The sequence below is a fragment of the Mucilaginibacter sp. FW306-07-L genome, from assembly GCF_058782065.1.
This window is the reverse complement of sequence record NZ_JBYSXI010000001.1, coordinates 530,536-550,413: the sequence shown is the minus strand read 5'-3', so window position 1 is coordinate 550,413 and position 19,878 is coordinate 530,536. Positions and strand designations below refer to the sequence as shown.

The window sequence follows — 19,878 nt, the reverse complement described above, 5'->3', positions numbered from 1 at the left end:
CATTTACCTCACTATCCTCTTTGGTGGGGAATTATAAACCAAATTATAACCAAATTTTATGGAGTTCTTAAACAATTACTTAATCTATTTAATACCCCTGTTAGGCATTTTGGGTATTATAGTTATGGCTATTAAAGCGGCCTGGGTAAGCAAGCAGCCTGCTGGTGATGCCAACATGACCGAGCTTGCCGGTTACATAGCCCAGGGTGCCATGGCCTTTTTACGTGCCGAGTGGAAGGTGCTGAGTTACTTTGTAATTATCGCGGTGATCTTACTGGTATGGTCGGGCACTACTGTGGCTACCTCCAGTCCGGTTATAGCCGTATCATTTGTTATTGGGGCGCTGCTATCAGCCTTTGCCGGTTATATTGGTATGCGCATAGCTACCAAAGCCAACGTACGCACTACCGAAGCGGCGCGTACCAGCTTGGCCAAAGCGCTTAAAGTATCATTTACCGGCGGCACCGTGATGGGCCTTGGCGTTGCCGGTTTAGCTATTTTAGGTTTAGGATCGCTGTTCATTGTATTTTATAAAATGTATGTAGGTTCCGATGTTAATGGCGAGGATATGGAAAAAGCGCTTGAAGTGCTGGCCGGTTTCTCGCTGGGTGCCGAGTCTATCGCCTTATTCGCCCGTGTGGGTGGCGGTATTTATACCAAAGCTGCCGACGTGGGTGCCGACCTGGTGGGCAAGGTTGAAGCAGGCATCCCTGAAGATGACGTACGTAACCCTGCTACCATTGCCGATAATGTGGGTGATAACGTGGGCGACGTAGCCGGTATGGGTGCCGACCTTTTCGGATCATATGTGGCTACCATGCTGGCTACGATGGTACTGGGGCGCGAAATCAAATCAGATGATGCATTTGGCGGTATTGCCCCTGTGCTATTACCAATGGTGATCGCGGGCTTAGGCCTGGTGTTTTCTATAGTCGGAGCCTCCTTTGTAAAGATCAAAAATGAATCAGATAGCGTGCAGACCGCCCTTAACATAGGCAACTGGGCATCCATTGTACTTACAGCCATAGCCACCTTTTTTGTAGTGAACTGGATGCTACCAAACGAGCCGTTGCACCTTACGCGCGATTTGATACCGGGCACACAAACCATAAAGGAAGGTGCCAAAGTATTTGATAAAACGGGCGTTTTCCTTTCCATTATAGTAGGATTGATCGTAGGCACGCTGATGTCATTGATCACTGAATATTATACCGCCATGGGCAAGCGCCCTGTGCTGAGCATTATCAGGCAGTCATCAACAGGGCATGCTACTAATATAATAGGCGGGCTGGCAGTGGGTATGGAATCAACCGTACTCCCTATCCTGGTATTGGCAGCGGGCATTTATGGTTCGTATCACTTCGCGGGTTTATATGGCGTAGCCATCGCGGCAGCAGGTATGATGGCCACCACAGCCATGCAATTAGCTATTGATGCTTTTGGCCCTATCGCCGACAATGCCGGTGGCATTGCCGAAATGAGCCGCCTGCCCGAAGAGGTAAGGCACCGTACCGATAACCTGGATGCGGTTGGCAACACCACTGCCGCTACCGGTAAGGGCTTTGCCATCGCTTCGGCTGCGCTTACTTCGCTGGCCTTGTTCGCGGCCTTTGTGGGTGTGGCGGGTATTGAGCATATTGATATTTATAAAGCCGATGTACTGGCCGGTTTATTTGTGGGCGGTATGATTCCGTTCATTTTTTCGGCACTGGCCATATCGGCGGTAGGGCGGGCAGCCATGGCGATGGTAGAGGAGGTTCGCCGCCAGTTCAGGGAGATACCGGGCATCATGGAGTACAAAGCCAAGCCCGAATACGAAAAGTGTGTCGCCATATCAACCAAAGCTTCCATTCGCGAGATGGTGGCACCAGGGCTTATCGCGCTTATTACCCCTATCATCATCGGCTTTGCTTTTGGCCCTGAAGTATTGGGTGGCCTGCTGGCAGGTGTTACCGTATCGGGCGTACTGATGGGCATCTTCCAAAGCAACGCGGGTGGCGCGTGGGATAACGCCAAGAAATCTTTTGAAAAAGGTGTGGAGATCAACGGCGAGATCTATTATAAAAAGTCAGAGCCGCACAAAGCATCAGTAACCGGCGATACCGTAGGCGATCCGTTTAAAGATACCTCGGGCCCTTCTATGAATATCCTCATTAAACTCATGTCCATCGTATCACTGGTAATAGCGCCGCACCTACATCAGGAAGTAAATACCAATGAACGTATACAAAAACAGTTGAAGGAGCAATCCTTAGAAAAGCCGGTAAGCAAACCCCATAATCACCGATTATAAAAAATAAATGGCATGGCTTAAACTAAGCCATGCCATTTATCAGGCCATAAGGCAACGTTTCTACACCGTGCGGGCGCTTATTCCCCATATAAAGGAACGGGGAAATTGGAATACCCATTTATCCGCTTAAAAACACCTAAAGCGTAAAGGAATAATATTTGAATTACTATCTGCATAACCATAAAACAGATGAACAGAATTGTGATGATTGACGACAACCCTATGGAACACTTTATAGCGGTAAAACTGCTTAAAAACGTGGGCCTGTTTGGTAACAGTAAACATGTAACCAACGGTTATGAAACTTTACAGTATATAAAAGACAACCTGCACAATACCGCCGAGCTGCCTGACGTGATATTGCTTGACATTAACATGCCTGATATTGATGCCTGGGGTTTTTTAGATCAGTTTAACGTGCTGCAGCAACAGATCAGCAAACCTATTGACATTTACATTATCACCTCATCAATTGATGCTGATGATATGCTGAAGGCAAAAAGCAACCCCCTGGTAAAATCATACCTGGTTAAACCATTAAGCGCTGATGATTTTGTTAAGATCCACGATGAATGCGCCAAGGCATAAGGCCGGATTTTAACCTGAATATTGAGATATTGGCACTATCATACCCAAAATTCAGAGTTTTGTTTTGCTGATACAATCAGTTCTTTACCATATCAATAAAATTAAGTAGGTTTGGACTGATATATTAACTGACATTATATATGAGATTTAAAAAACCACTTGATTTACTACTAAAAGAAGCGGCAGCAAGCGGCGAAGGCACACTAAAGCGTACTTTAAGCAGCTTCAACCTGGTAACTATGGGTATCGGAGCTATTATTGGTGCGGGTTTATTCTCGTTAACCGGTTTGGCTGCTGCTAACAATGCCGGCCCGGCCGTTACTATTTCATTTATTATCGGCGCTATCGGCTGCGCGTTCGCAGGCCTTTGCTATGCCGAGTTTGCCAGTATGATCCCTATCGCGGGTTCAGCTTACACTTATTCATACGCCACCATGGGCGAATTTATGGCCTGGATCATCGGCTGGGACTTAGTGCTTGAATATGCACTCGGCGCGGCAACGGTATCCATAAGCTGGTCACAATACCTCACTAAATTTCTGCATTTATACGGAATACAAATACCCCCCCAATTTACCATGTCGCCCTGGGAAAGCGTTACCATGGCTGATGGCAGCATAGTTAGCGGTTACTTTAACCTGCCTGCTGTATTTATTATTGTTTGCCTTTCACTATTACTAATCCGCGGCACTAAAGAATCAGCTTTTGTGAACAACATACTGGTTGTATTAAAAGTTGCCGTAGTATTGGTATTTATCGCTGTGGGCTGGGGTTATATCAACCCATCTAACCACGTGCCTTACATCCCTGAAAATACCGGTAAATTCGGTGAGTTCGGCTGGTCGGGCGTGTTACGTGGTGCCGGTGTGGTATTCTTTGCTTTTATTGGTTTTGATGCCGTATCAACCGCCGCCCAGGAAGCTAAAGACCCTAAACGCGGTATGCCAATCGGTATCATCGGTTCATTATTAGCTTGTACATTATTATACGTACTATTCTCGCACGTAATGACAGGTGTGGCCAACTACAAAGAGTTTAAAGACAGCGCGGCACCTGTTGCCGTAGCTATCGCTAAAACCCCATACGCGTGGTTACAGAAAGCCATTATCCTGGCTATTTTGGCAGGTTACACCTCAGTTATCCTGGTGATGTTAATGGGCCAGTCACGTATATTCTATACCATGTCAAAAGATGGTTTGATCCCTTCTGTATTCGCTAAGGTTCATAAAAAATTCCAAACGCCTTATAAATCAAACTTACTATTCGCGGTATTTGTGAGCTTGTTCGCGGCATTTGTACCGGTTCACGTTGTAGGTGAGATGGTATCTATCGGTACATTATTCGCCTTCGTGCTGGTTTGCGTTGGTGTTATGGTGATGCGTAAAAGCGATCCGAACACACCTCGCCCGTTCCGTACGCCATGGGTTCCTTTTGTGCCAATAGCGGGCATTGTAATTTGTATCTCTATGATGGTTTCACTACCGGCAGATACCTGGATCCGTTTAGCGGTGTGGATGATCATAGGCTTAATTATTTACATGGCTTACGGTAAAAAACATTCGCTGATCCGTAAAGGCCTTGTTAATTTACCTAACGATCCGCCTAACCCTAAATACACCGAATAACATTTAAAACCCTTACATAAGAAAGGTTCTGAAAAATATTTCAGAACCTTTTTTGCTTTTTACACTTTCTACATTAACCAAAACTATACCGAATGAAGAAAGGCCTATGGATACTGGCTATTATATGCGTTATCAACTCCATGGGCTTTGGCATTGTGGTGCCGTTGTTATACAGCTACGGCAAAAAGTTTGGCGTAACCAGCGAGACATTAGGCTTACTTACCGCTGCCTTTTCTATAGCACAGTTTTTTGCTACGCCGCTGCTGGGTTCACTGTCTGACAAGTGGGGCCGCAAACCGGTACTCATTATCAGCCTGATCGGCACTTGTATCTCGTTCATCCTTTTCGCGCAGGCACGTAGTATTATTATGCTTTTCGCGGCCCGTATTTTAGATGGATTGACCGGCGGCAACATATCCGTAGCGCAGGCCATGGTGTCTGATGTATCCTCACCTGAAGAACGCGCGAAAAATTTCGGAATACTCAGCTCGGCGTTCGGGTTTGGCTTTGTGGCAGGGCCTGCCTTAGGAGGCCTGCTTAGCAAATACGGTATGCATGTTCCTTTTTATTTCGCCGCAGGCATCGCGCTTATCGGGGTTTTGCTTACTGTATTTTTACTGAAGGAAACCAATCAAAATAAAGGCGAAAAGCAGTCTCCTAAATTCAACTTTGTATCCCTGGTTACCATACTCAAGCAAAAAACGGTTGGCCTGAGTATTTTTATTGGCTTTTTGCTTACCATGGCGCAGTTTGCCATGATCATCGGCTTCCAAACCTTTACTACGGATAACCTTAAACTATCGCCCGCGCAAACCGGTATATTTTATGCCGGGTTTGGTATTACGGGAATCATTATGCAACTATTGGTGCCCTTTTTCACTAAAGTGTGCCGGTCAAAAGCATTGATACTTTTACTGTCAACAACGGTATGCTTAGCCGCCATGCTGCTTGCCGGATTTTCTACAGGCCTGATGCTTTTTGCGGTGGCAATTGCCGTGTATGGTTTGTTTAACGGTTTACGAAACCCCATGCTCAATGCCATCATTGCCGACAATTCAAATGATGATGAGCAGGGCAAAGTTTTGGGCATCAATCAATCTTACACCTCCATCGGCCAAACCCTCGGACCCATCACGGCAGGTTTTGTTACGGCTATATCACTGCATAGTATTTTCTTTTTAGCATCTTTGTACATTCTGGCCGCGTTAGTTATCAGCTTTAAGCTAAAGCGCCAGCAGTGCTAAACTGACCTTAATTGTAATTTTGCTATGCAACCACTTATCTTTAAAGAGGTATTATCGGTTACCATGATCCTGTTCGCCATTATTGATATATTGGGATCAATACCGGTAATCATTGAACTACGCCAGCGCGCCGGGCACATACAGTCTGAAAAAGCCAGTATTGCCGTGCTGGTGCTGATGATCACCTTTTTATTTATCGGTAACGAGCTGCTGGATATTATCGGGCTCGACATCTCCTCTTTCGCTATAGCAGGCTCTATCGTAATATTTATCATAGCGATGGAAATGATCTTAGGTATCACCTTTTTTAAGGACGACCCGGAGATGGCAAAAACGGTATCTATCGTCCCCTTGGCTTTCCCGCTCATAGCCGGTGCCGGCACCATGACCACGCTATTATCCTTAAAATCACAATACCAAACGCAAAACATACTGGCGGCAATAGTGATCAATACCACCATTGTTTACCTGGTACTAAAAAATGTAAAATGGCTGGAGCATCTGCTGGGCAAGGCAGGGTTGAGCATTCTGCGTAAAGCCTTTGGAATAATATTATTAGCTATCGCGATAAAATTATTCCGGAGCAATAGCGGATTGTAAACTGATTATTCCGGGCAGATGAGGCGTGCCACAAACATGGTATCAGCCTTGCGTTCGTAGCCTTTAAGTATTTGCTGACTTTCGAGTTTTAGGCCTAATTCTTTGGTCAAAAATTCAACCGCTTCTTCATTCTCCGCCTTAAAGGCCGAACAGGTAATATAAATAAGCGGCTTGCCGGGTTTCAGATATTTCACCACATTACGGGCGATGTTTTGCTGCAAACGCTGAAAGAAAGCGATACGCTGCGGGTTAAACTGGCTTATCATCTCCGGCGTACGGCCCCAGGTGCCTGAACCGCTGCATGGCGCGTCTAATATAATACCATCAAATGCATAGTCGTGCATTTCCTGGTCGGGATTTTGAGTCAGGTCGAGCACCTTTTTTTGGTATTTGAGCAAGCCCGCTTGCTGAAAGCGCTCATCCAAATTAGCCAGGATAGATTCACGAACATCTGACACAACCAGCTTTACATCCGGTTGCAAACTATGCAGCAACAGCGATTTACCACCTGATGCCGCGCAGGCATCCCACCATTTATCCCAGCGTTCGGGTTTAAAAAAGCGGGCCGTTTGTTGTGACGAATAATCCTGCACCTCAAACCTGTGCTGCTGCCGCGGAAAGATGTTCTCCAACCGAGTACCATTTGGCAGGCAAAAGCAACTGTTACCTTCATCCTTAAAAATAATACCCGCGTTAGTCAGCTCGGCCTTTACCTCGGGCTCGTAGCCACGCAGTACGCGTATGTACAAATCGGGCTGTATAAAAAAGGACCGCAGAAACTTATCCCTATCCACCTCCGCCGAAAGCTCCCCTATCCATGGAAAAACATCATCCAGCTTAAAATCAGAATAAGTTGTTTTTATGAGGGCAATCTTCTCGTTAATGGTAAAACCAATGCAGGCCGCCCATTCAGGCTTAAAATGCTGTAAAAACGAATTGGTTTGCGTATTGCATAAAAACTCGGCCACCATGAGGCGCTCTTCGGGTAGTAAAGCAGGCAGTGCCCTGCCCAAACGAAAGTAATTATAAACCAACCGGCCCGCCACCTTACGGTCGGTTGAGCCCATTTGCTTATTTTGGCGATAAAAGCCCGGTAAAAATTTACCTAAAGGCACATCAGCAGGATATTCATCCAAAATACGTAAAAACGTTTTTAGCTGATTCAGCGCTTTCATTCCGCTTTTTTTAATTCAAAATTTTCGTAATGCAATAAATTTACATGCTTGTTTACCCAGCCCTGCCCCGGTTTATAAATAAAATCAAAGCTGTTGTGCAGGCCGGTAAACTCGTTATCATCAAGGCTTTTCAGCTTGTCGGCATCATCAGCCAGTAACTGGCCAAAATACATGCCTTCGTCAAACGCCTTAATAGCGTATTCAGAGGGCTCTGACCGGTACAGGCGGCGATAGTTACGCATAAAGGTAACAGTTGCCTGCGATTTATAGTTCACCCTATCTGCCGAGGTAATGTACGCGTTCAGGCGTTGCATTTGGTCAGCTTTCAAAAAGCCATATTTCTCCCAGTTAGGATGGCCTATCAGCGTTACCGGGTAACGTTTGGCAAGCGTATCAAGTGAATACAGTGTGATCTTTAAAAATGACTGATTAGTTGACGGTATAACCACAAAATTACGGTCAAACTTTGTCATCTGCGCTATAATAGGTTTCAGGTTCCCGCGGGTTACGGTTAGCTGAACCACTTTTATTTTCTTCTTACTCAGGCTGTCAACCGCCTTTTTAAAGTACCTGATGTAAGGCACCTCGGCACTGTAGCCGGATGTGAGCACAAAAATCTTTTTGGTTTTTGATTTATCTACCGCGAATTCAGCCGCCCGCAAGGCATGATATTCCAACGGCGGTATAACCGTTATCAGGTTTTCGGCTTTATAAGTTGTAGGTGCCGATGGTGACAGCGGCGACAGGATAAGCTTTTTACTGTTGCCTGGCACGGTAGTAAATGCCTTCATCCCATCCGGAAAAACGGGACCAACAATCAGATCACTGCCTTTTACCTGCGGATTGAGCGCCAGGCTATGCGACTGTGAGGTTTCATCCTTTGAATCAAAAAGCTGCAGGCGGTAGTTTGCTCCTTCGCCGGTGAGCGAGTCAAGCGCGAGTTTAAACCCGCGGTAATAATCAAGCGCCAGGGCGGCTTTTTTTAAACCCGCGGCGCTATAGTTAGCGCCGGGGTTTAAATGATCAAGCCCGAAAGGCAGTATCATGGCAATGGTTGATACTTTTTTATCAGATACCTTTTTGGCGTTCTTATCGTCTTTTTTATCCTTGTCAGCTTTATCGCCGGGTTTGTTTGTCGCTTTTTCAGTTGACTTAGTTGTACCCCTGCTTACCGGGCGTGTTTTTGGCGAACACGCTGCAGCAAGTGCAACAACTAAAATTAACAACCACTTATTCCCACTCAATAGTGGCCGGTGGTTTTGAACTGATATCATATACTACCCGGTTTATGCCTTTTACGTTATTGATAATTTCGTTTGATATTTTAGCCAGCAGTTCATACGGTAAGTGGCACCAATCGGCCGTCATACCATCAACTGATTCAACCGCGCGCAGCGCTACCGCATTTTCATAAGTGCGCTCATCGCCCATTACCCCTACCGATTGTACCGGTAAAAATATGGTGCCTGCCTGCCAAACTTTATCATAAACACCGGCAGCCCTTAAATTGTTGATGTAAATTGCATCGGCTTCCTGTAATATATGTACTTTCTCGGGCGTAACTTCACCTAATATCCTGATAGCCAAACCAGGACCCGGGAATGGGTGGCGGCCTAAAATATTAGGATCGATACCCAAAGCCTTACCTACGTTACGCACTTCATCCTTAAACAGGGTATTTAGCGGCTCAACCACTTTCAGCTTCATAAAATCGGGCAAACCACCTACGTTATGGTGCGATTTAATGGTTGCCGATGGCCCTTTTACCGATACCGACTCGATCACATCCGGATAGATAGTACCCTGGCCAAGCCATTTTACATCCTGCACCTCGTGCGCGGCATCATCAAACACCTCAATAAATACGCGGCCAATGGCTTTGCGTTTCAGTTCAGGGTCGGTTAAACCGGAAAGCGCATCGTAAAAACGTTGCTTGGCGTTAATGCCTTTTATGTTAAGCCCCATGTGTTTGTACGAGTCGAGCACCAGCTCATACTCATCCTTACGCAACAGGCCGTTATCAACAAATATACAGTGCAGGTTTTTGCCGATGGCATGGTGCAGCAATACCGCCGCAACCGATGAATCAACACCGCCCGAAAGGCCAAGCACTACTTTATCATCGCCCAATTTTTCTTTAAGCTGCGCGATGGTGGTTTCGACAAACGAATCCGGTGTCCAGTCCTGCGCGCATCCGCATATGTCAACTAAAAAGTTATGCAGCAGTTGCTTGCCATCCACACTATGGGTTACCTCGGGGTGAAACTGGATACCGTAGGTTTGTGAACCGGTTACCTGGTAAGCGGCAACACGCACGCTATCGGTACTGGCAATTACCTCAAAATCATCAGCCAAACGGGCAATGGTATCGCCATGCGACATCCACACCTGCGAATCGGCCGGGATCATCTTCAGCAACGGATTTTCGTGGTTGATGTATTGCAGGTTGGCACGGCCATACTCGCGCGTGCTTGATGGCAATACTTCGCCGCCGTTAAAGTGGGCCAGGTACTGCGCGCCATAACATACACCAAGTATTGGCAATGAGCCATGAAACTTGGCAAAATCAAAATGCGGTGCATCGTCCTGACGAACCGAATAAGGCGAACCCGAAAGGATGATACCCTTTACGCTGCCGTCAACTTCAGGAAAATTATTGAAGGGATGGATCTCGCAGTAAATGCGAAGCTCCCTGACACGGCGCGCTATAAGCTGGGTGAACTGCGAACCGAAGTCAAGAATGAGGATTTTTTCTTGCATGGGCAAAGATAGGATTTAGATGCGATATGTAATAAATGAGATTGAAGATAATATGAATTCAATGTGGCAGTTAACAAAAAAGCCGGCTAATTGAGTTAGCCGGCCTTATGATTGAATCCCGTTAGGAGATTATTTTTTCAAAAATTTGAAGTTTTTACCGATGAAGCGGGCGTTCTCGCCTAATTCTTCTTCGATACGCAGTAACTGATTGTATTTAGCTATCCTGTCTGAACGTGAAGCTGAACCGGTTTTGATCTGGCCGCAGTTAAGGGCAACAGCAAGGTCGGCAATGGTAGCATCCTCAGTTTCGCCAGAACGGTGGCTCATTACCGAAGTGTAACCGTTAGTTTGTGCCAGGGTTACCGCGTTGATGGTCTCCGTTAACGAACCAATCTGGTTTACTTTTACCAGGATAGAGTTAGCGGTGTCGGTATCAATACCATCCTGCAAACGCTTAACGTTGGTAACAAACAAATCATCACCCACTAATTGAACGTTTTTACCAATACGGTCGGTTAATAATTTCCAGCCATCCCAATCATCTTCAGCCATACCATCTTCAATAGATACAATAGGATATTTTTCAGATAAAGAAGCCAGGTATTCCGCTTGCTCAGCGCTGGTACGTATAGCACCTTTATCGCCTTCAAACTTAGTATAATCGTATTTACCGTTTACGTAGAACTCAGAAGCAGCGCAATCAAACGCCAGGTAAATTTGCTCACCTGCTTTGTAACCTGCTTTTTCGATAGCCTGGATGATGGTTTCAACCGCATCTTCTGTACCACCAAAGGTTGGCGCGAAACCACCCTCATCACCTACTGCGGTTGACAGGCCGCGATCGTGCAATATTTTTTTAAGCGTATGGAAAACTTCAGCACCCCAACGCAAAGCTTCAGAGAATGAAGTAGCGCCGATTGGCATGATCATGAACTCCTGGAAAGCGATAGGCGCATCAGAGTGCGAACCACCATTTACAATATTCATCATCGGGATAGGTAATGTGTTAGCGTTGACACCACCTACATAACGGTATAAAGGCTGGCGGCTCTCCTGAGCTGCTGCTTTAGCTACCGCTAAAGAAACACCAAGGATAGCGTTGGCACCCAGGTTGCCTTTATTTTCGGTACCATCTAACTTGATCATGATGTCATCGATGGTATTTTGCTCAAATACATCTACGCCTTTTAATACAGGGGCAATTTTTTCGTTTACGTTGGCAACTGCTTTTAAAACACCTTTACCCATGTAAATACCTTTATCACCATCCCTTAATTCAACAGCTTCGTGGGCACCGGTTGATGCGCCCGAAGGTACTGCGGCGCGGCCAAGTGCACCATTTTCGGTTAATACATCTACTTCAATTGTAGGGTTACCACGCGAATCAAGTATCTGGCGTGCATGAACATCAATTATTATACTCATAGTTATTATTAGCGTTTATTGATAAAACTTTAAACTGCGCTAAGTTAAAGCTAATTAGCTAAAACGCAATTACAATTTAGTATTTAATGATTATTTAATCGTGGATTGATGGTATGTGCTCCCTTGGCTTAACATTCTTGCGGTTAAAGCGGTACTGCACATTAATAGCCAGGTTATTTTTCGCTCCTGCCGTGGTTAGGTTGTAATTATACTGGTTCATTAAGCCGGCCTGTATATTCAGCGCTTTGGTAAACTGGTAACCTAAGGCCAGCGAGAAGCGATTACGCTCAAAGTGCGGAGCTTTATTGTTAAAGAAAACCTCATCAAATACGGCTATGTACCAGGTTTTTGGGTCAACCTTACGGTGGTTTAATGGGATAGCCAGGTTAAGCCTGTAACGGAATCGGTTGCGGTAACCGGTATTTTCAAAAAAGCGCTGCTCCACGCGGTAACGGTGCTCTATCTTGATACGATCCAGAAACTGGTTAACGGTTAATTGCTCCCACAGGCGGGTTTCCAAAGCGGTTGGCGGCTCGTCAAGGTTTTCGTAATCATAAGTAATGTAACGACCTGTACCAATAAGCGCGGTGTAATTCTTCGCTATATCGTAACTGATGCCGCCTTTTACTTCATAATAGAACGCCTGGTTAAACAGGGTGTTGGTACGTGTTTGCAGCTCGATGTAGCCGCCCCATTTGTGCGCGCTGTCGCCTGGTAAAACAACGGTAACAATGCCCCAGGTACCCGTTTTGCTGTTTTGCGCCTTAACATTTACCGAACAAAAAATTAATATCAGAATTGATAATAAGCCCGAAAAGATATTTTTTAACATCTGATTAACATTATATCACAAATGTATTTCGATAATGTTATTTTAATGTTAAGTGGATAGTTCCTAATATTATTTTAATGTTAATTAATTATTCCCATTTAAAGGTTTTTACAGCGATGGTATAGATCACGATGCCCCAAATAAGCAGTATAAGCAGTTGATGCGTAACATCGCCAAGCCCTGCACCTTCAAAAGCCACTTTGCGCATGGCATCGTTCAAATAAGTTAAAGGTAAAATGCGGCTTACCGGTTGTAGCCACGCCGGAAAGTTATCAATAGAAAAAAACGTACCCGATAGCAGAAACTGCGGCAGGGTTATAATATTGGCTATGGGCGGTACAGAACTTTCGTTTTTGGCGATGCCTGATACGGTGAAACCAAAACCCATGAATACGATTAAACCGATGATCGACAGTATCAGCATGTTGATTACGGTTACCGCCCCATGCACCAGCGTAAAGCCAAAAGCAAAGTGGCCGATAAGGATTATAAACAGCGCCCCGATAAGCGAGAAGCAGATACGTGCCAGCGCCTCGCCCAATACAATGCTCGCCCGCTTAACCGGCGTAGCAAAAAAACGCTTGATAACTAAGGTGATACGCAGGCTCAGAAATACAAATGCCGTACCAAATACACCTGTACTCAATAATGAAAAACCTAACTGACCGGGCAAGATGAAATCAATGGTTTTATAGGCACGGCCTGTAATAGTACTTTCACGCACTTCGGCCATTTGGAAACCGGCGGCGGCACGGGCGGCAGCATCTGCATCGCCGCCAGAACGACCTGCCAGTACTTGCTGCATAAACTTGATATTCACCTCATTTTTTATGTTGGTGATTATCGATTTAAATATATCGCCTTTGGCTGATGATGTGGTATAGTTTACATTAACTATGTAAGGAGCATTACCAGATGTGAGACGCATTCTACCATCGCCGGTTTTAACGTAGCTGTTCGATTTAATTTGCAATACCGCATCCAAACTGCCTTTTGACAGATTCTGGTTAAGCGATTTTATATTTAACCCTTTGTGAAGATTGATGATGGATGTTTGTTCAAGCGCTTTGTAGATGGGGTTAGCGGTATCCGTTCCCGGCGCTACGCCTACATCAACCTTTACGCCGCCACCGCCAATAAAGCCGAACACCAAAATAAATATCAGCGGGAACGCCAACGTAAAAACCACCGACGACGGACTACGCAGGATCGATCTTAAACTCGCCTTCGCAATGGCCAGCGTGGCCCCAACATGATTGTATTTGCTCATAAACCTCACCCCAACCCCTCTCCGGGGGAGAGGGGCTTTTAATGTATCTTAATTAATGTTATTATCTAAATAATTCCAACAAACTGCAAACCGGACACTGCTAACTTAAAACCGCTACCGCCACTGCAACCGCTACTTCTTAACTACCCTCTCCACTCCTTGCCTGTCAGATCAATGAATACATCCTCCAGGGTGGCGGCTTTTACTTCCTTTTTACGTTCAAAACCCGATGCTATCAGCTTATCAACAAAATTATCCGGGGTATCAATACCTACAATTTTGCCGCCGTCAACAAAGGCCACACGGTCGCACAGTACTTCGGCCTCGTCCATGTAATGGGTGGTGATCACCACGGTGGTACCGCTGTCGCGGATCTTGATGATGAGGTCCCACAAATTACGGCGCGCCTGCGGGTCAAGCCCTGTGGTCGGCTCGTCTAAAAATATAATGCGTGGATTGTTAATCAGTGTGGTAGCAATGGAGAACCGCTGCTTTTGTCCACCCGAAAGTTGTTTGTATTTGGCCTTGGCCTTATCAGTAAGGGCTACCATCTCCAGCATCTCCAAAGGTTTTTTGTTGATGCCGTATAGTCCGGAGAAAAGCTCGATCAGCTCGGAAAGGTTAAGGTTGGGATAATAACCCGCCGCTTGTAGTTGTACGCCTATGCGCTGTTTTATGCTCTCGGCATTGGTATCAACCGAAAAGCCGTCGACAATAATTTCGCCTGAGGTTTTATCACGCAAGGTTTCAATAATTTCGAGCGTGGTGGTTTTACCCGCGCCGTTTGGCCCAAGCAAGCCGAATATCTCCCCCTCGTAAACCTCAAAACTTATATCCCTTACAGCTTCAAAATCACCATAGTTTTTAACCAGGTTTTTTACGCTGATAATAGGCTGTTTTTCCATGCTGTAAAAATGGCACAGATTATTGATATTCTCACAATTTTTTAATTCGATTGACGGAATATTTGCGGCGGGATAAATTCTTATGATTGTCATTTCGAAGAGGTACGAGGAGAAACCTGTCCGCGTCTATAACCGGGCCACAGATTTCTGGCTATCACTCGGAATGACAAATATCATTTCCTAATTTACGTGTGTCATTTCGAACGAGGTACGAGGAGAAATCTGTCCGCTCTGTTATGAACGCAGGCAGATTCCCTCTCTATCGTTCGGAATGACAAGCTTGGTAAAAGGGAGAGGTTATTATGCTCTTTTACCGCTTGGCCTTGCGCCGCTCATGCCGCTGCTGCCGCCTTTGGCTTTATTGTTGCCTCCGCGGGTATTGTTATTACGGCGCTTGTTGTTGCGTTGCTTTTCGGCTGATGATGCTTTGTTGTGATGCGGCTGTTTCTTCAGATCCTGCAAAATACGCTGCTCGCGGGTAAGCTGCGCTAACGGGTAAGGGTGCGAATCGTTAACCGGAACTTTTACACCGATCAGCTTTTCAATATCCTTTAAAAATTCCTTTTCTTCCTCATCGCAAAACGAGATAGCCTTTCCGCTTGCACCTGCACGCCCGGTACGGCCTATACGGTGTACGTAAGTTTCGGGTATGTTAGGCAGTTCGTAATTAATTACAAAGGCCAGTTCATCAATATCAATACCACGGGCGGCAATATCGGTAGCCACCAGTACGCGTGTAGTATGCGCCTTAAAGTTGGTAAGGGCACGCTGTCTCGCGTTTTGTGATTTATTACCATGAATAGCCTCGGCAGTGATATTGGCCTTACTCAGGTCTTTCACTACCTTATCGGCACCATGCTTGGTGCGGGTAAATACCAGCGCGGTTATAACGTTTTTATCCTGAAGTATAAAGTTGAGCAGGCTTTTTTTATCGCCTTTATCCACAAAATACATTTCCTGCTGTATCGTTTCGGCGGTTGATGATACCGGAGTAACCTCCACACGCTCAGGCTTGTTCAAAATACTGTCCGCAAGTTGCTGTATCTCCTTTGGCATCGTGGCCGAAAAAAACAGCGTTTGCCTTTTGGCCGGCACTTTAGCGATGATCTTTTTAACATCATGCACAAAGCCCATATCCAGCATACGGTCAGCCTCATCAAGAATCAGCATTTGTATGTGGTCAAGGTGAATAAAACGCTGGTTCATCAGGTCTAATAACCTGCCGGGAGTAGCTACCAAAATATCCACCCCTTTCTTTAGCGAATCAGTCTGCGGGTTTTGCGATACACCACCGAATATCACCAGGTGCTTTAGTCCGGTATGTTTGCCATAGGCTGCCAGGCTTTCGCCAATTTGTATAGCAAGCTCGCGGGTTGGCGTTAAAATAAGGGCCTTTATGGTTTTTTGTTCGCGGTGCTGCTGGCGTTGCTGGTAAAGCAGTTGCAGTGTTGGTATGGAGAAGGCTGCTGTTTTACCGGTACCGGTTTGGGCACAGCCCAGCAGATCCTTTTTTTGCAATATAATAGGTATTGATTGTGCTTGTATGGGGGTTGGTTGCGTATAACCCTCGGCTTGTAACGCCTTTAAAATAGGGTCAATTAAATTAAGTTGCTGAAATGACATGTATTGTTAATTATTGCTGGCTGTGTGCTTCATTGTTTTGAGCCATAGTTAGGCGGTATGCCTGTAAGCGAGCGGGTAAAAATATTTTGGCAAAGATACAATTAATTATTCAACAACGCATTAACGCTTTATCAGCATAAAATCACTATATTTCTTGCTGTAAGCTGTAACGTATTTTTTATTTCAGCGTCTATTAATATGCGCAAGCTTTTGTGCAAAATCCCGCTGCTTTTTAATTATATCGATATATTTATATTCTAATTAATTACCTGTTTATATGACCTCACAATTTACCAAGCATTTAATGTTAAGTGTTACAGGGCTGTTTTGTGCCTTGTGCGCTGTAGCGCAGCCCAGGCTGCCCGAAGGCTACTTTTGGAAAAAGCTCCCTAACGGCCTCGAAGTAGTAGTTATTGAAAACAGCAAGGTGCCCCTGGCCACTATTGAAATTGCTGTAAAAAATGGTGCTTACACTGAAGGTCCGGAGTACAGCGGCCTTTCGCATTTGTTTGAGCACATGTTTTTTAAAGCCAACAAGGATTATCCCGACCAGGAAAAATTCCTGAAACGCACCCAGCAACTTGGCGCTATTTGGAATGGCACTACCGATGTGGAGCGCGTTAACTACTTTTTTACGTTTGATAGGGATAGCCTTAAAGCCGGGTTAAAGTTCATGAACGCCGCCATCCGCTTCCCTATTTATCGTGATGAGGATATGAAAAAGGAACGCCCGGTAGTTGACGGTGAATTTCAACGTGCCGAGAGCAGCCCTTACTTTCAATTGTGGTATGAATCGCAAAAGAAAATGTGGGGCGATCTGGTAACCCGCAAAAACCCGATCGGCGATCACGAGGTGATCAATACCGCCACCCCGGCTAAAATGATGATCATTAAGGATAAATATTACTATCCAAACAATAGCATACTGGTTATTTGCGGCGACGTTAAGCATGATGCTGCTTTTGCCCTGGCCGAAAATACTTTTGGCGATTGGGCATCAAGCGGCTATGATCCGCATGTTAAATACCCTATCCCGCCGTTTAAACCGCTTACTAAGGATGAATTCTTTGTAAAGGAATCAACCATAGCCAAAACGCCGTACATGATGTACTCATGGCATGGCCCTTCTTACGCTACTGATTCAGCCGCTACCATTGCTGCCGATGTATTCTCAACCATTGTTGGCTTAAATTCATCAAAACTACAACAAGCACTGGTTGATAAAGGCCTGGCTTCATCCGTTGAAGTTAATTACAGCACCAATAAATATGTAGGCCCTATAACCGTGTTTATTGAACCTACCAGCGCCGAAAAAATTAAAGAATGCCATGAGGAACTGATGAAACAGATAGCCATGTGGGATAAGACCGACTACTTTACCGACGAGCAGTTTAAGGATGCCAAAGCTATATTGCTGCGCAACAGCCTTCGTCGTAAGGAGAAACCATCCTCATTGGCAAGCCAATTAACCTACCAGTGGTGCAGCACCTCGCTAAACTACGCTACTGATCTGGATGATAACTATCAAAAAATAACCCGTGCGGATATTAAAAATTATGTTGACAAATACATTATTGGCAAGCCAAAGGTAGCGGGTGTTATCCTGCAGCCCGAAGCGAGCAAACAGAACAATGTAGCTTCATTTTTTGTGGCTAAATAACCTTAAATTTTATTACGATGAAGAAATACCTATTTGCATTACTGGTTGCTTCGGCAGCCATATATACACAACCGGCATCGGCACAGGATGATGCCTATGAAATGATGGTGAGCGGGGTGAAAGTAATTGTTCAGCCAACTAAAAACGAGATTGTTGAGATACAAACCGTGATAAGGGGTGGCGTGCAAAATTACCCGGCAACTAAAATCGGCATTGAATCGCTGGCCATGACGGCCCTAACCGAATGCGGTACTGATAAACATGATAAGAACAGCTTTAAAAACGCACTGGACAAGGTGAGCGCGCAGGTATACGGGTACGCCTCAAAAAACTACGCGGTTGTACGCATGAATTGCCTTAAAGGTGATTTTGACGCGGTTTGGCCATTGTACGTTGAAGCCATGACCGAGCCTAAATTTGATGCAACCGAATTTGACCGCATTAAAAAAGTAGCCATCTCCAGGTTAAAATCAGAGCAATCACAACCGGACGCGGCTATTGACAAGTTTGCGGATAGTATTGCCTTTAAAGGCCGCGATTACGCTAAAGACCCATCGGGCAGCGTAGCATCGCTCAGCAAGCTTGGCCCGCAGGAAACCAAGGCGTATTATGAATCGGTATTCACCAAATCGCGCTTGCTTATTGTAGTGGTTAGTAACCTGGACCGTGCTACTATTGAAAGCAAGGTAAAAGGTATGCTGGGCAGTGTTAAGCAAGGCGCTCCGTTTACTTTTAAAAAGGATGTGTTCCGGGTGTATAAAAACTCGTTTAATGCCGAGTCTCGCGACCTGGCTACCAATTATGTTGAAGGCGTGAGCAGCGGCCCGCAGCCCGGAACTACTGATTTTGACGCGTTCAGCGTAGCCATGCGTATTTTTGCCAACCGTCACTTTTTAGATGTACGTACCAACAACGGCCTGTCATACGCGCCGCAGGCCTGGTTCAGCACCGGCTCAACATCGGTAGCCCGGTTCTCGGTATCAACCACCCAGCCTGATAAATACATAGCCGTGTTTGATAAACTGGTGGACAAGATAAAAACCCAGGGCTTTGATGCTGACGAGGTAGCCAACATGAAAGTTACTTACCTTACCGGTTTTTATTATAAAAATGAAACCAATAGCGCGCAGGCATCATCAATGGTGGCTAACGAGGTATTGTTCAATAACTGGAAACGCTCGTTAACCATGGTGAATGATATTAAGAAATTAAGCGTTACCGATGTTAACAACGCTTTCCGTAAATACATTGGCAACATGATTTGGGTTTACCAGGGCGACCCTAAAAAGGTTACACCTACCATGTTTATTAACGGTACGCTTAAAAAAGCCGATAACCCGGTAAGCCACTAAAAACAGCTTAACTTAAAAGTGAGATGCCTGCGTAAGCGGGCATTTTTTGTTTGGTTGTAAACTGCCTGAAACCAATACCTTATCAGCTTGTTATTCTGCAAAACAAGTACCATGAAAAAAGGCGATACCGTACACTGGAACTGGGGCAGCAGCGAGGCCGAAGGCAAGATTGAAAAGAAGCATACCGAGAAAGTAGAAAAAACTATTAAGGGCAGTAAAGTAACCCGCAATGCCAGCAAGGACAAGCCCGCTTATGAAGTAAAGCAAAAGGATGGCGGCAAAGTACTGAAATCAGAAAGTGAACTAAAAAAGGGTGGGAAATAATATCAACCTGTCTATTTTCCAAATTACTCTTTAACTGGAGAGTTATTGGAAAAATTGTCATGGTTATACCCTTGTTGTTCGCTCGATTAGGAGATTGCCTGCTGCTTACCTGCCAAACATTTTTAATCCCTCATAATCAACTTGTTTCATACTAACTTAAAAAGGCTTGTACATGTTAATAAGTTAATAATGATATTTGCAT

General features: G+C 45.2%; 16 protein-coding genes. 8 read left to right on the top strand and 8 right to left on the bottom strand.

Going from position 1 to position 19,878, the window contains the following annotated elements:
* The first annotated feature begins 58 nt into the window (after nt 1-58).
* The 5 genes from AC3WJC_RS02495 (at nt 59) to AC3WJC_RS02475 (ending at nt 6,350) form a co-directional block, all read left to right on the top strand.
* A complete protein-coding gene (locus AC3WJC_RS02495; protein ID WP_492397490.1) occupies nt 59-2,293 on the top strand; it encodes a sodium-translocating pyrophosphatase in 2,235 nt (744 codons plus the stop codon).
* A gap of 189 nt (nt 2,294-2,482) precedes the next feature.
* Nucleotides 2,483-2,881 (top strand): response regulator, encoded by a 399-nt coding sequence (locus AC3WJC_RS02490; protein WP_492397489.1) that lies wholly within the window; start codon nt 2,483-2,485, stop codon nt 2,879-2,881.
* 140 nt (nt 2,882-3,021) lie between these two features.
* Nucleotides 3,022-4,506: an amino acid permease gene (locus AC3WJC_RS02485; RefSeq protein ID WP_492397488.1), complete on the top strand. Its 1,485-nt coding sequence runs from the start codon at nt 3,022-3,024 to the stop codon at nt 4,504-4,506.
* Nucleotides 4,507-4,598: 92 nt separating this feature from the next.
* Nucleotides 4,599-5,750, top strand: a complete 1,152-nt coding sequence (locus AC3WJC_RS02480) for an MFS transporter (RefSeq protein WP_492397487.1) — start codon at nt 4,599-4,601, stop codon at nt 5,748-5,750.
* 24 nt (nt 5,751-5,774) lie between these two features.
* Nucleotides 5,775-6,350: a MarC family protein gene (locus tag AC3WJC_RS02475; RefSeq protein ID WP_492397486.1), complete on the top strand. Its 576-nt coding sequence runs from the start codon at nt 5,775-5,777 to the stop codon at nt 6,348-6,350.
* Nucleotides 6,351-6,355: 5 nt separating this feature from the next.
* On the opposite strand, the gene AC3WJC_RS02470 is transcribed toward AC3WJC_RS02475, so the two are convergent.
* The 8 genes from AC3WJC_RS02470 to AC3WJC_RS02435 form a co-directional block, all read right to left on the bottom strand.
* The gene (locus tag AC3WJC_RS02470) at nt 6,356-7,525 is read right to left on the bottom strand and encodes an RsmB/NOP family class I SAM-dependent RNA methyltransferase (RefSeq protein WP_492397485.1); all 1,170 of its coding nucleotides are present in this window, start codon (nt 7,523-7,525) and stop codon (nt 6,356-6,358) included.
* A complete protein-coding gene (locus tag AC3WJC_RS02465; RefSeq protein WP_492397484.1) occupies nt 7,522-8,769 on the bottom strand; it encodes an ABC transporter substrate-binding protein in 1,248 nt (415 codons plus the stop codon). The genes AC3WJC_RS02470 and AC3WJC_RS02465 overlap by 4 nt, the downstream gene beginning before the upstream one ends.
* Nucleotides 8,756-10,285 carry a glutamine-hydrolyzing GMP synthase gene (guaA, locus tag AC3WJC_RS02460; protein ID WP_492397483.1) on the bottom strand — a complete coding sequence of 510 codons (1,530 nt, stop codon included), beginning with the start codon at nt 10,283-10,285 and terminating at the stop codon, nt 8,756-8,758. The genes AC3WJC_RS02465 and guaA overlap by 14 nt, the downstream gene beginning before the upstream one ends.
* A 129-nt stretch (nt 10,286-10,414) precedes the next feature.
* Nucleotides 10,415-11,710 (bottom strand): phosphopyruvate hydratase, encoded by a 1,296-nt coding sequence (eno, locus tag AC3WJC_RS02455; RefSeq protein WP_492397482.1) that lies wholly within the window; start codon nt 11,708-11,710, stop codon nt 10,415-10,417.
* 94 nt (nt 11,711-11,804) lie between these two features.
* Nucleotides 11,805-12,542 carry a DUF2490 domain-containing protein gene (locus tag AC3WJC_RS02450; RefSeq protein WP_492397481.1) on the bottom strand — a complete coding sequence of 246 codons (738 nt, stop codon included), beginning with the start codon at nt 12,540-12,542 and terminating at the stop codon, nt 11,805-11,807.
* 88 nt (nt 12,543-12,630) lie between these two features.
* Nucleotides 12,631-13,812 carry an ABC transporter permease gene (locus tag AC3WJC_RS02445; protein WP_492397480.1) on the bottom strand — a complete coding sequence of 394 codons (1,182 nt, stop codon included), beginning with the start codon at nt 13,810-13,812 and terminating at the stop codon, nt 12,631-12,633.
* A 143-nt stretch (nt 13,813-13,955) separates the two neighbouring features.
* Complete coding sequence (locus AC3WJC_RS02440; RefSeq protein ID WP_492397479.1) at nt 13,956-14,717, bottom strand: ABC transporter ATP-binding protein; 762 nt, start codon at nt 14,715-14,717, stop codon at nt 13,956-13,958.
* A gap of 300 nt (nt 14,718-15,017) precedes the next feature.
* Nucleotides 15,018-16,340 carry a DEAD/DEAH box helicase gene (locus AC3WJC_RS02435; protein WP_492397478.1) on the bottom strand — a complete coding sequence of 441 codons (1,323 nt, stop codon included), beginning with the start codon at nt 16,338-16,340 and terminating at the stop codon, nt 15,018-15,020.
* 277 nt (nt 16,341-16,617) lie between these two features.
* Here AC3WJC_RS02435 and AC3WJC_RS02430 point away from each other — a divergent pair, with 277 nt between their 5' ends.
* The 3 genes from AC3WJC_RS02430 to AC3WJC_RS02420 all read left to right on the top strand — a co-directional run bounded on the left by AC3WJC_RS02430 (nt 16,618) and on the right by AC3WJC_RS02420 (nt 19,676).
* Complete coding sequence (locus AC3WJC_RS02430) at nt 16,618-18,000, top strand: M16 family metallopeptidase (RefSeq protein ID WP_492397477.1); 1,383 nt, start codon at nt 16,618-16,620, stop codon at nt 17,998-18,000.
* 17 nt (nt 18,001-18,017) lie between these two features.
* A complete protein-coding gene (locus AC3WJC_RS02425; protein ID WP_492397476.1) occupies nt 18,018-19,352 on the top strand; it encodes a M16 family metallopeptidase in 1,335 nt (444 codons plus the stop codon).
* Nucleotides 19,353-19,463: 111 nt separating this feature from the next.
* Nucleotides 19,464-19,676: a hypervirulence associated TUDOR domain-containing protein gene (locus AC3WJC_RS02420; protein ID WP_492397475.1), complete on the top strand. Its 213-nt coding sequence runs from the start codon at nt 19,464-19,466 to the stop codon at nt 19,674-19,676.
* Nucleotides 19,677-19,878: the final 202 nt, after the last annotated feature.